Below are 11,442 nucleotides of genomic sequence, written 5' to 3' on the forward strand. Positions count from 1 at the left end.
GGAATGACGTAATCATTTATGGAGGGGGGGGAAATTAAGCTTTTGGCTTWATGAGGCCGCGCCGCAGAGAAGGCGACWGGATCGCGTACTTATTCGAAAAGGAGAGCGTCGGCGACGGCTTGCAGGGGGCGCTGGAGAAACCAGTGCGGGGCCGAATGTAACACCTGAGTTTCGGAGCGTCTAGCCCTGAATAACGAAAAAGCCCCGCTATTTGCGGGGCTTTTTGGATGACGCTTGCAACGACGCTTAGATGTTGGCGTCGAGGAAGGCAGCCAGTTGCGACTTCGACAGCGCGCCAACCTTGGTCGCTTCGACGTTGCCGTTCTTGAACAGCATCAGGGTCGGGATACCACGTACGCCGTGCTTGGCCGGGGTTTCCTGGTTTTCGTCGATGTTCAGCTTGGCAACGGTCAGCTTACCTTTGTAGGTTTCAGCGATTTCGTCCAGAACCGGAGCGATCATCTTGCATGGGCCACACCACTCAGCCCAGTAGTCGACCAGTACAGCACCTTCGGCCTTGAGTACGTCAGCTTCGAAGCTAGCGTCGCTAACGTGTTTGATAAGATCGCTGCTCATGGAAGTCTCCAGGTTGTAAGCAAAAAAACGTGGCCCATCATAGCCGCCCTTCCCTCGTTCAGGAAGCCGCAGATGATTGAGTCTCGCTATGATGGTGCATGAGTTTGGGTATAGCTCAAGTCACGCCGTGGCGGGGGTCACGAAGGAGATTCCTGTGCGCAGGGCCGCGTTGCGCACATGCTCCTGCATAGCCTTCTGCGCGGCCCCCGAAGCCCGGCGGGCCAGCGCCCGGAGGATCTTGCGGTGTTCCTGCCAGGTTTCCATGGCCCGTTCGACCCGGATAAACGGTAGTTTCTGGCTCTCCAGAAAGAGCTCGGCACTCGCCGTCAGAATGCTCAACATCGCTTGATTGCCACTGGCCAGCAGGATTCGCCGATGAAATTCGAAGTCCAGCCGCGCCGCCGCGTCGAAGTCCCCGGCACGTAACTCGTCGCGCATCGCGGCGACGTTATCTTCAAGGGCATCAAGCTCATCGGCGCTCAACGTCACCGCCGCCAACCCCGCCGCAAAACCTTCCAGGGCATAGCGCAGCTGAAAGATATCCACAGGCGAGGCTTGAGCCGCGAACGGCCAACTGACTCCCGATACCGCCGGGGATGGCTCGACTGCCTGAACAAATACCCCTTTACCGGGCTGCACGCTGATCACTCCCAAGGCACTCAAGGATGACAACGCCTCACGCAGCGACGCCCGACTCACGCCCAGTTGCAATGCCAGATCACGCTGCGAAGGCAGCACGTCCCCCGGCCCGAAACCCTGTTCGGCAATCAGTTTACGGATGGCATGCAGCGCCACTTCAGGTACGGCGCGGGAGATCGAATTCATGGTTTTTCAGACGAGCCAAGCCAGTGAGCGGCTAGTTGTAAAGCTAATCGCCGAGTCAGGCAAGTCGTGCCCCACGGGGGTTCGAGCGCTATGACCAATGCCCGATCAAGGTGCGAAAAAATCCGCAACTGTTCAGACCAGTAAGACCGATCAACGCCAGTAAATCCGTAGCTTTGCAGGCATTTCGCCGGAGGTTGGCATGGGCTGTGCTCTGTCGATTCGCAGAAATCACTTGCCGAATCCGGAGAATTGCCATGATCCAGCGTTGCAGCGCCCTGCTCACTGCCCTGTTCGCCAGCCTGATGCTCTGTCAGCTCCCCGCCCATGCCGACGGCCTGGAGGATGTGGTCAAACGCGGCACGCTCAAGGTCGCCGTGCCTCAGGACTTCCCGCCGTTTGGCTCGGTGGGCCCCGACATGAAACCCCGCGGCCTGGACATCGACACCGCCAAACTGCTGGCCGACCAGCTCAAGGTCAAACTCGAACTGACGCCGGTCAACAGCACCAACCGCATCCCGTTCCTGACCACCGGCAAGGTCGACCTGGTGATCTCCAGCCTCGGCAAAAACCCTGAGCGCGAGAAGGTCATCGACTTCTCCCGAGCCTATGCACCCTTCTATCTCGCGGTGTTCGGCCCGCCGGACGTCGCCATCAATGGCCTGGATGACCTCAAGGGTAAAACCGTCAGCGTCACCCGCGGCGCGATCGAAGACATCGAGTTGACTGCCGTGGCTCCGCAAGGCGTGACCATCAAGCGCTTCGAAGACAACAACTCGACTGTCGCCGCTTACCTCGCAGGGCAAGTCGACCTTATCGCCAGCGGCAATGTGGTGATGGTGACCATCAGTGAGCGCAACCCGAAACGCATTCCGGCGCTGAAACTGAAGCTCAAGGATTCGCCGGTCTACGTCGGTGTGAACAAGAACGAGCCGGYGTTGCTGGACAAGGTCAACCAGATCCTGACCACCGCCAGGACCGATGGCAGCCTGGAGAAAAACGCTCAAACCTGGCTCAAGCAGCCGCTGCCGGCCGATCTCTGATCGTCGCGACGGCGCTTAATCGAGGAAACTGTCCATGGCCTATCAGTTCGACTTTTTACCGGTGGTGCAGAACACCGACCTGCTGCTGCGCGGTGCGCTGTTCACCCTTGAGCTGACGGCCATCGGCGCACTGCTCGGGGTGAGCCTGGGGATTGTCGGCGCGGTGGTGCGGGCGTGGAACATCCGTCCGTTTGCCGGGATTTTCGGGGTTTACGTCGAGTTGATCCGCAACACACCGTTTCTGGTGCAACTGTTCTTCATCTTCTTCGGCTTGCCGTCGCTGGGCCTGCAAATTTCCGAATGGCAGGCGGCAGTGCTGGCGATGGTGATCAACCTCGGCGCCTATTCGACGGAAATCATCCGCGCGGGCATTMAAGCGATCCCGCGTGGCCAGCTGGAAGCTGCGGCAGCCTTGGCGATGAGCCGCTTCGAAGCCTTCCGCCATGTGGTGCTGCTGCCGGCGCTGGGCAAGGTCTGGCCAGCCCTGAGCAGCCAGATCATCATCGTCATGCTCGGTTCGGCAGTGTGCTCACAGATCGCCACGCAAGAGCTGAGTTTTGCCGCCAACTTCATTCAGTCGCGCAACTTCCGCGCCTTCGAAACCTACGCCCTGACCACGCTGGTCTACCTGTGCATGGCCTTGTTGATCCGCCAGCTACTGAACTGGATTGGGCGACGCTACATTGCGAGGAACGACCAATGAGCGATTTCACCTTCTGGGACATCGTCCGCAACCTGCTCACCGGCCTGCAATGGACTCTGGCGCTGTCGCTGGTAGCGTTTATCGGCGGCGGGCTGATCGGCTTGCTGATCATGACCCTGCGTATCTCGAAAAACTCTCTGCCACGAGGCTTCGCCCGTACCTACATTGAGCTGTTCCAGGGCACACCACTGCTGATGCAGCTGTTCCTGGTGTTTTTCGGCGTAGCGCTGCTGGGGATCGAGATTTCGCCGTGGCTGGCGGCGGCGATTGCCTTGACGCTGTTTACCAGCGCTTACCTGGCGGAGATCTGGCGCGGCTGCGTCGACTCGATCGCCAACGGGCAGTGGGAAGCGTCGGCGAGCCTGGCGCTCAATCCTTTTGAACAACTGCGCTACGTGATCCTGCCGCAAGCCCTGCGCATTGCCGTGGCACCGACCGTGGGCTTCTCGGTGCAGGTGGTCAAGGGCACGGCGGTGACCTCGATCATCGGCTTCACCGAACTCACCAAAACCGGCGGCATGCTCGCCAATGCAACCTTCGAACCCTTCATGGTCTACGGCCTCGTGGCGCTCGGTTACTTCCTGCTCTGCTACCCGTTGTCCCTCAGTGCCCGCTACCTGGAAAGGAGACTGCATGCCTCTGCTTAGAATTTCCGCCCTGCATAAATATTATGGTGATCACCATGTGCTCAAAGGCATCGACCTGAGCGTCGACGAAGGCCAGGTGGTGGCGATCATCGGCCGCAGCGGCTCGGGGAAATCGACCCTGCTGCGCACCTTGAACGGCCTGGAGTCGATCAACGACGGGGTGATCGAAGTCGACGGCGAATACCTCGACGCCGCCCGCGCCGACCTGCGCAGCCTGCGACAGAAGGTCGGCATGGTGTTTCAGCAATTCAACCTGTTCCCGCACCTGACGGTGGGCGAAAACGTCATGCTCGCGCCGCAAGTGGTGCAGAAAGTCTCCAAGACCAAAGCCGCCGGACTGGCGCGACAGATGCTGGAGCGGGTCGGGCTCGCGGAGAAGTTCGATGCGTTCCCGGATCGACTGTCCGGCGGCCAGCAACAGCGTGTCGCGATTGCCCGGGCCCTGGCAATGTCGCCGAAAGTGCTGCTGTGCGACGAAATCACCTCGGCACTCGACCCGGAGCTCGTCAACGAGGTGCTGAGCGTGGTCCGGCAACTGGCCAGGGACGGGATGACGCTGATCATGGTCACCCATGAAATGCGCTTCGCCCGTGAAGTCGGCGACAAACTGGTGTTCATGCACCAGGGCAAGGTGCATGAGGTGGGCGATCCGAAAGTGTTGTTTGCCAATCCGAAGACGGCAGAGCTGGCGAATTTCATTGGTACCGTGGAAGCCGCGGGCTGATTTTCTGGCTCCTGCCAAGCCGCCATCGCGAGCAGGCTCGCTCCCACAGGGTTCTTTGTTGCCGTCAGTCCTGCAGGCGACACAAATCCAATGTGGGAGCGAGCCTGCTCGCGATTGAGCGCGAAGCGGTCACGGCATGCTGCGCTGGATCAAGGCTTTAATCACTGTGCGTTGGCGGCAGCGGTTGATCGTGGCAGGATGTCGAGGTTATCGACCGAGACCCCCTCACCATGCCTCAATCCCAAGCCAAGAATCTGTCCCTGATCGCCGCTATCGACCTGGGCTCGAACAGCTTCCATATGGTCGTGGCCAAGGCCCTGCACAATGAAATCCGTATTCTCGAGCGGCTTGGCGAGAAGGTTCAGTTGGCCGCGGGGATCGACGAAGAGCGCCAACTCACCGAAGAATCCATGCAGCGCGGGCTCGATTGCCTGAAACGCTTTGCCCAACTGATCAACGGCATGCCATCGGGCGCCGTGCGGATCGTCGGTACCAACGCCCTGCGCGAGGCTCGCAACCGTGGCGAATTCATCCGCCGCGCCGAAGAAATCCTCGGTCACCCGGTAGAAGTCATCTCCGGTCGTGAAGAAGCCCGCCTGATCTACCTTGGCGTCTCCCACACCCTCGCCGACACACCGGGCAAGCGCTTGGTGCCGTGCCATTGGTCTGGCGCTGAAGGCGGGTGGCCACGGGACTGGCGAGGTCAATGCCGAAGGTCTGTCCTGGCTCAAGCGCAGGCTGATCAAACTCGGTGACGTTGAAAAAATCGATTTCGAAGGCATCAAACCGGATCGCCGGGCGATTTTCCCGGCTGGCCTGGCGATTCTCGAAGCAATCTTCGACGCCCTCGAACTGCAACGCATGGACCACTGTGAAGGCGCCCTGCGCGAAGGCGTGCTCTATGACCTGCTAGGCCGTCATCACCACGAAGACGTCCGCGAACGCACTCTCAGCTCGCTCATGGAGCGTTACCACGTCGACGTGGAACAGGCCGACCGCGTCGAACGCAAAGCGCTTCATGCGTTCGACCAGGTGGCCGACGACTGGGACCTGAATGACGGCGTCTGGCGCGAACTGCTGGGCTGGGCGGCCAAGGTCCACGAAATCGGGCTGGATATCGCCCATTATCAATTCCACAAACACGGCGCCTACCTGATCGAACACTCCGATCTGGCCGGTTTTTCCCGTGAAGACCAACTGATGCTGGCGCTGCTGGTACGCGGCCACCGCCGCAACATTCCCAAGGACAGGTTTGCCGAGTTTGGCGATGACGGCATCAAGCTGATTCGCCTCTGCGTGCTCCTGCGCTTCGCGATTCTGTTCCATCACATCCGCGGCACCCAAAAGATGCCGCAGGTCTCGTTGCAGGCCAACGGTGACACCCTGGATGTGTTGTTCCCGGAGAACTGGCTGGACGAAAACCAGCTGACCCAGGCCGACTTCGCGCTGGAAGCGGAATGGCTGACCCGCGTTAACTTCGTGCTTAACGTTCACTGAAAACAAAAGGGCGATCCTTGCGGATCGCCCTTTTGCATCATGCCGGTCCCTCTCCTGCGTTAACTCACAGTCAGAATCGGGCTGCCCAAACGCTCCAGCAAGGTTGCCTGGGCGCTGCGCGGGTTCTGGTTGCCGGTCGGCGTGTTGCGGATGTAACGGCCGTCCGGCTGCAGGCTCCAGCTGTGGGTGTTATCGGTGAGGTAAAGCTCCAGCTCTTTCTTGACCCGGGTAATCAGCTTCTTGCCTTCCACCGGGAAGCACGTCTCGACGCGTTTATCGAGGTTGCGCTCCATCCAGTCGGCACTCGACAGGAACATCTGCTCTTCACCGCCGTTGAGGAAGTAGAAGACCCGTGTGTGTTCCAGGAAGCGACCGATGATCGAGCGCACGTGGATGTTGTGCGAAACCCCGGCGATACCTGGCCGCAGGCAGCACATGCCGCGTATCACCAGATCGATCCGAACCCCGGACTGGCTGGCCTTGTACAACGCGCGGATGACCTTCGGGTCGGTCAGCGAGTTGAACTTGGCGATGATGTGGGCTGGTTTGCCATCAAGCGCGAACTGGGTCTCCCGGGCAATCATGTCGAGCATGCCCTTCTTCAGCGTGAACGGCGCGTGCAGCAGTTTCTTCATGCGCAGGGTTTTACCCATGCCGATCAACTGGCTGAACAGTTTGCCGACGTCCTCGCACAAGGCGTCGTCGGACGTCAGCAGGCTGTAGTCGGTGTACAGGCGGGCGTTGGCGGCGTGGTAGTTGCCGGTGCCCAAGTGGGCGTAGCGGACAATCTCGCCGGCCTCGCGGCGCAGGATCAGCATCATCTTGGCGTGGGTCTTGAAGCCCACCACGCCGTAGATCACCACCGCGCCAGCGGCTTGCAGACGGCTGGCCAGTTGCAGGTTGGACTCTTCGTCGAACCGCGCACGCAATTCGATCACCGCGGTGACTTCCTTGCCGTTACGCGCCGCATCGACCAGCGCATCGACGATCTCCGAGTTGGCGCCGCTGCGGTAAAGGGTCTGACGGACCGCCAACACGTGCGGGTCCTTGGCCGCCTGGCGCAGCAAGTCGACCACCGGGGTGAAAGACTCGAACGGGTGCAGCAGCAGAATGTCCTGCTTGCTGATCACGCTGAAAATGTTCTCGCTGTTCTGCAGCAGTTTCGGGATCTGCGGCGTGAACGGCGTGTATTGCAGCTCCGGGTGACTGTCCAGGCCAGTGATGCTGAACAGCCGCGTCAGGTTGACCGGACCGTTGACCTGATACAGCTCGGTCTCGCTCAGATTAAACTGCTTGAGCAGGTAGTCAGACAGGTGTTTCGGGCAGGTGTCCGCGACTTCCAGGCGCACCGCGTCACCGTAGCGACGGGAAAACAGTTCACCGCGCAGCGCGCGGGCCAGGTCTTCGACGTCTTCGGTGTCGACCGCAAGGTCAGCGTTTCGGGTCAGGCGGAACTGATAGCAGCCCTTGACCTTCATGCCCTGGAACAGGTCGTCGGCGTGTGCGTGGATCATCGACGACAAGAACACATAGTTGTCGCCGGTGCCACCGACCTCTTCCGGCACCTTGATCACACGCGGCAGCAAACGCGGGGCCGGGATGATCGCCAGGCCGGAATCGCGACCGAATGCATCGATACCTTCGAGCTCGACAATGAAGTTCAGGCTCTTGTTCACCAGCAACGGGAACGGGTGCGTCGGGTCGAGACCGATCGGGGTGATGATCGGCGCGATCTCGTCGCGGAAATAGCGGCGCACCCAGGTCTTGAGTTTGGTAGTCCAGTAGCGGCGACGGATGAAGCGGACCTGATGTTTCTCCAGTTCCGGCAACAGGATGTCGTTGAGGATCGCGTATTGGCGATCGACGTGACCGTGCACCAGATCACTGATGCGCGCCAGCGCCTGATGCGGTTGCAGGCCGTCGGCACCGGCCTGTTCACGGGCGAAGGTGATCTGTTTCTTGAGCCCGGCAACACGAATCTCGAAGAACTCGTCCAGGTTGCTGGAAAAAATCAGCAGAAACTTCAGCCGTTCCAGCAACGGATAGGACTCATCCAGCGCCTGCTCCAGCACGCGGATGTTGAACTGCAGTTGCGACAGCTCGCGATGGATGTACAGGCTGCTGTCATCCAGGCCTGGAATCGCGACTGCCGGTGCCGCCGGCGCCGCTTCGGCTACCACCACCGCGGGCGGGGCAGGCTCCAGCGCTGGCTCGATTTCGACGACAGGCTCAACCAGGGGTTGAGCTTCTTTTACGGCAACTTCAGTAAGTCCTTCGGTATTCATCGGATGTTCCTGGGAGGGCTATTGTTGCTCTCGTAACAATTGAGCGGCACGTACGGCAAAGTAAGTCAGGATGCCATCAGCTCCAGCGCGTTTAAAAGCGGTCAGGGACTCTAGAATAACCCCTTCGCTCAACCAGCCATTCTGGATTGCTGCCATGTGCATCGCGTACTCACCGCTGACCTGATAGACAAAGGTCGGCACTTTAAATTCTTCTTTGACCCGGTAAAGGATGTCCAGGTACGGCATGCCTGGCTTGACCATGACCATATCCGCGCCTTCTGACAAGTCCGCCGCCACTTCGTGCAGGGCTTCGTTGCCGTTGGCCGGGTCCATTTGATAGGACGCCTTGTTGGCCTTGCCCAGGTTCAGCGCCGAACCCACCGCATCGCGGAACGGACCGTAATAGGCGCTGGCGTACTTGGCCGAGTAAGCCATGATCCGCACGTTGACGTGACCGGCCAGCTCCAGCGCTTCACGGATCGCCTGGATGCGGCCGTCCATCATGTCCGACGGAGCCACCACCTGCGCACCGGCAGCGGCGTGGGACAAGGCCTGTTTGACCAGCGCATCGACGGTGACGTCGTTCTGCACATACCCTTCTTCATCCAGAATACCGTCCTGCCCGTGGGTGGTGAACGGGTCCAGTGCTACGTCGGTAATCACCCCCAACTCCGGGAAACGTGCACGCAGGGCACGGGTGGCACGCTGGGCGATACCCTCCGGGTTCCACGCCTCGGCGGCGTCGAGGGATTTGAGTTCGGCCGGGGTCACCGGGAACAGCGCCACGGCTGGAATGCCCAGCTCGACCCACCGGGCCGCTTCTTCGAGCAACAGGTCGATGGTCAGGCGTTCGACGCCCGGCATCGAGGCAACCGCTTCACGACGGTTTTCACCGTCGAGCACAAAAACCGGAAGAATCAGGTCATTGGTGGTCAGGACGTTTTCACGGACCAGACGGCGAGAAAAGTCATCACGACGGTTGCGACGCAGGCGGGTTGCAGGAAACAAACGGTTGGCGGGGGTAAAGCTCACGACAGACTCCTGAGCCCGCGCTGGCAGGCGAGCGTGACAGTTATAAGCGGCCATTATGACCAACGTATGACAGTTATGTGCACCCCTGTGACCTGTAGTCGCAACCATTGTCCTTGTAGGAAATGTTCACGTCGAGACACATTTCGACACTTTCCTGAATGTGCCTGAAGGGTTAGGCTGCGCGTTCATTTCGCCAGCACCCAGACAATGCTCCAACAATTTCTGCATGACTTCGGCTACTTTGCCCTTTTCCTCGGGACGTTCTTCGAAGGCGAAACCATTCTGGTACTCGCAGGCTTCCTCGCGTTCCGCGGATACATGGACATCAACCTGGTGGTGATCGTGGCGTTCTTCGGCAGCTACGCCGGCGATCAGCTGTGGTACTTCCTGGGGCGCAAGCACGGCCGCAAACTGCTGGCGCGCAAACCACGCTGGCAACTGATGGGTGATCGGGCTCTGGAGCATATCCGCAAGCACCCGGACATCTGGGTGCTGAGCTTTCGCTTCGTCTACGGCCTGCGCACGGTGATGCCCGTGGCCATCGGCCTGTCGGGTTATCCACCGGGACGCTACCTGATACTCAACGGGATTGGCGCGGCGATCTGGGCCAGCGCCCTGGCGGCTGCCGCTTATCACTTTGGCGCGGTGCTCGAAGGCATGCTCGGCAGCGTCAAGAAGTACGAACTGTGGGTACTCGGCGCCCTGCTGGTGCTGGGCTTCTGCCTGTGGCTGCGCCGGCGTTTCAAGAATGCTCGCCTCGCCAAGAAAATCTACGAAGACGATCAGCTCCTGCAAGCTGAAAAGGCCAAGAACAGCGAGCCTACGACGCCAGTCGAGTGATGCGGTTTTTGCAGCAGTAGAGACCGATGCCGCTGAGCAGGCTGTAACTGAGCAGGCCGATCCAGCCCACCGCGCTGGCCGGCCATAGCCCGACCAGCGGCGCCAGCCAGACCAGCGGCAGGTTCAGCGCCAGCCGCAGCAACTCCAGCTTCAACGCCTGTGGGCGATTCTCCAGGGCCACGCCCAGCACAAACACCCCCAGCGCTACCGCCCCCCAACCCAACACCAGGGCCGCGGCTGGCAAGCTTCGTTCCAGATTCATCAGGTAGCTGCCCAGCGCGATATACAGGCAAAACTGCAGCGCGATATAGACCTGCTGTCGCCCGTCCAGCGGCACCTCGAATTTGCGGAACTGACTCAGGTCCGGCTTGTTCATCGGGTACTTCGCCGCCACGTCCGCGGGCCGCCAACCGGTACGCATGAACCAGATTCGCAGCTTGTCCCACCAGCGTTCGGCGCGCCGTGCATCGGCCCATAACTGCGCATAGAACTGCACATTCGCCCACAACGGATTCCAGCTCGCCAATGGCGTGGTCACGCCAAAAATCACCGGTTCGTTGTCGTCCTCTTCCTGGAACGAACCAAACAGCCGGTCCCAGATAATGAACACCCCACCGTAGTTGCGATCCATGTAGAGCGCGTTCTGCGCATGGTGAGCCCGATGGTTGGAGGGCGTGACGAAGAACCATTCGAACCAGCCGAGCTTGGGAATGTGTTTGGTGTGAACCCAGAATTGGTACAGCAGGTTCAGCGCCGCGACGCTGACGAACACCATTAGCGGCACGCCGAGCACCGCCATCGGAAGGTAGAAAATCCAGCTCAGCAGGAACCCGGTGCTGGTCTGGCGCAACGCCGTGGAGAGGTTGTAGTCCTCGCTTTGGTGATGCACCGAATGCGCCGCCCAGAGTATGTTGCGCTCATGCCCCATGCGGTGCAGCCAGTAGTAGCAGAAGTCATAAAGGACAAAGGCGAACACCCAGACCCAAACGCTCTCGGCCGACAGCTCGAACAATGCCAGATGCTTCAGGGCAAACGCGTAGGTCACCAGCCCCACACCTTTGGTCAGCAGGCCGGTGGTGGTCGACAACACGCCGGTGCTGAGGCTGTTGATCGCATCGGCCAGGCGATAATTACGCACCCCGCGCCAGCGGTCCGCCAGCAGCTCGACGGCAATCAACACGAAGAAAAACGGCACCGCATACAGAATGAAGTCCATGACGCGACCTGATCGCAATGGTGATGACTGATCCTAGGTGTAGCCGCGAAATAACCC

10 protein-coding genes and 1 pseudogene are annotated in these 11,442 nt (G+C 60.2%); 6 read left to right on the forward strand and 5 right to left on the reverse strand.

Annotated features, from left to right (window positions below):
* Positions 1 to 246 precede the first annotated feature (246 nt).
* Both trxA and AC1DH9_RS18520 read right to left on the reverse strand, forming a co-directional pair.
* Positions 247 to 576 carry a thioredoxin TrxA gene (gene trxA, locus AC1DH9_RS18515; RefSeq protein ID WP_003206727.1) on the reverse strand — a complete coding sequence of 110 codons (330 nt, stop codon included), beginning with the start codon at positions 574 to 576 and terminating at the stop codon, positions 247 to 249.
* A gap of 120 nt (positions 577 to 696) precedes the next feature.
* Positions 697 to 1,401, reverse strand: a complete 705-nt coding sequence (locus AC1DH9_RS18520; protein WP_427538766.1) for a FadR/GntR family transcriptional regulator — start codon at positions 1,399 to 1,401, stop codon at positions 697 to 699.
* Between the two features lie 254 nt (positions 1,402 to 1,655).
* Here AC1DH9_RS18520 and AC1DH9_RS18525 point away from each other — a divergent pair, with 254 nt between their 5' ends.
* From AC1DH9_RS18525 to AC1DH9_RS18545, 5 genes and pseudogenes are all read left to right on the forward strand, one after another.
* Positions 1,656 to 2,441, forward strand: coding sequence for a transporter substrate-binding domain-containing protein (locus AC1DH9_RS18525; protein ID WP_477808552.1), 786 nt, complete (start codon positions 1,656 to 1,658; stop codon positions 2,439 to 2,441).
* Positions 2,442 to 2,475: 34 nt separating this feature from the next.
* The gene (locus AC1DH9_RS18530; protein ID WP_477808553.1) at positions 2,476 to 3,144 is read left to right on the forward strand and encodes an amino acid ABC transporter permease; all 669 of its coding nucleotides are present in this window, start codon (positions 2,476 to 2,478) and stop codon (positions 3,142 to 3,144) included.
* Positions 3,141 to 3,791 carry an amino acid ABC transporter permease gene (locus AC1DH9_RS18535; protein ID WP_103317849.1) on the forward strand — a complete coding sequence of 217 codons (651 nt, stop codon included), beginning with the start codon at positions 3,141 to 3,143 and terminating at the stop codon, positions 3,789 to 3,791. The genes AC1DH9_RS18530 and AC1DH9_RS18535 overlap by 4 nt, the downstream gene beginning before the upstream one ends.
* Positions 3,778 to 4,515 (forward strand): amino acid ABC transporter ATP-binding protein, encoded by a 738-nt coding sequence (locus tag AC1DH9_RS18540; protein WP_427529723.1) that lies wholly within the window; start codon positions 3,778 to 3,780, stop codon positions 4,513 to 4,515. The genes AC1DH9_RS18535 and AC1DH9_RS18540 overlap by 14 nt, the downstream gene beginning before the upstream one ends.
* Before the next feature lie 230 nt (positions 4,516 to 4,745).
* Positions 4,746 to 6,012 (forward strand): annotated as a pseudogene (locus tag AC1DH9_RS18545) (Ppx/GppA phosphatase family protein).
* Positions 6,013 to 6,071: 59 nt separating this feature from the next.
* On the opposite strand, the gene ppk1 reads toward AC1DH9_RS18545, so the two are convergent.
* Entirely contained in the window at positions 6,072 to 8,297 is a 2,226-nt protein-coding gene (gene ppk1 / locus AC1DH9_RS18550; RefSeq protein WP_427538776.1) for a polyphosphate kinase 1, read from the reverse strand.
* 18 nt (positions 8,298 to 8,315) lie between these two features.
* On the reverse strand, positions 8,316 to 9,329 hold the full coding sequence (hemB, locus tag AC1DH9_RS18555; RefSeq protein WP_427538779.1) for a porphobilinogen synthase: 1,014 nt from the start codon (positions 9,327 to 9,329) through the stop codon (positions 8,316 to 8,318).
* A 207-nt stretch (positions 9,330 to 9,536) separates the two neighbouring features.
* On the opposite strand from hemB, the gene AC1DH9_RS18560 reads away from it, so the two are divergent.
* Positions 9,537 to 10,169, forward strand: a complete 633-nt coding sequence (locus AC1DH9_RS18560) for a DedA family protein (protein ID WP_427529717.1) — start codon at positions 9,537 to 9,539, stop codon at positions 10,167 to 10,169.
* On the opposite strand, the gene AC1DH9_RS18565 is transcribed toward AC1DH9_RS18560, so the two are convergent.
* The gene (locus AC1DH9_RS18565) at positions 10,150 to 11,385 is read right to left on the reverse strand and encodes a sterol desaturase family protein (RefSeq protein WP_427538782.1); all 1,236 of its coding nucleotides are present in this window, start codon (positions 11,383 to 11,385) and stop codon (positions 10,150 to 10,152) included. The genes AC1DH9_RS18560 and AC1DH9_RS18565 overlap by 20 nt on opposite strands.
* Positions 11,386 to 11,442 lie beyond the last annotated feature (57 nt).

Source organism: Pseudomonas sp. 05T35 (assembly GCF_056396605.1).